Below are 827 nucleotides of genomic sequence, written 5' to 3' on the forward strand. Positions count from 1 at the left end.
GCCTATTACTGAACCATTACGGCCTTCTTGCAGGCTCCGGTGCCTGCGAATAAAAACCTGGGTTAAATCCACCAATGTCTGCTGGCACACAGCAGCGTCATCCGACACATATTCAATTTTAATTAGGTCGCTGTTGCCTACTTGGTAAGCAGCAATTTTGCTCAAAGCAGCGAAAGAGTAAGTAGGAATTTCGGAATTTAGGATTTTATAGACGACGTTTTTATTATCCGTTTTAAGATAAGTATCCAGTTTGCTGACTGTTTCTTCTACGGAAGAACCCGTCAGTTGCTGCCGCAAAGGGGCCCTAATCAGTAATTGAAATTTGCTGTATGTTTCTGGACTGAGCACCGCCGAATCATAGCTGGGCAGCATCAGGTGCCGGGCCAGCAGCCGCAGTGCTACCTCCCGCTTCGTTTCTCTGGCATTAATCAAAGACAACAGGTTAGCGTACGCTTTGCCGTTGGCATAGTCGTTACCGGATCCATTCTTATCAATATTATAGCCCGAGGCAATACCTGTATAAATAGTAGTATCGGAGGCGTATTCCTTTATTTCCTTACGGGAAAAGAAAAAGATAGAAGCGGCCGTGGCTAAAGGAACTGCCAGCAGCAACAGCCAATTGCGACGTAGGAGTTGAAGAAATTCTTTTGGTGTCATTTAGTGCTCATTAAATCAATGATCTTCATACCGATCAACTCTTCCATCATTAGAAAAGAGGTTTCGTAGTTGATCCGCGCCGTTTCTCGCGCTACTCGTGCCCGGGAATAGAATTCCTGCACAACGAACATATCCTCCACTTCTATCTCCCGGTTAGCAAACTGCTTTTC

At 45.5% G+C, this 827-nt stretch carries 1 protein-coding gene; it reads right to left on the reverse strand.

Features of this window, described 5'->3' with window-relative positions:
• The coding region (locus tag J4D97_RS23090) for a hypothetical protein (RefSeq protein WP_208309639.1) at positions 1 to 657 on the reverse strand (657 nt) is incomplete at its 3' end.
• Between the last annotated feature and the right edge of the window lie 170 nt (positions 658 to 827).

Origin of the sequence: Hymenobacter defluvii (assembly GCF_017589435.1) — a bacterium.
In the GTDB taxonomy this organism is placed as follows: Bacteria; Bacteroidota; Bacteroidia; order Cytophagales; family Hymenobacteraceae; genus Hymenobacter; species Hymenobacter profundi.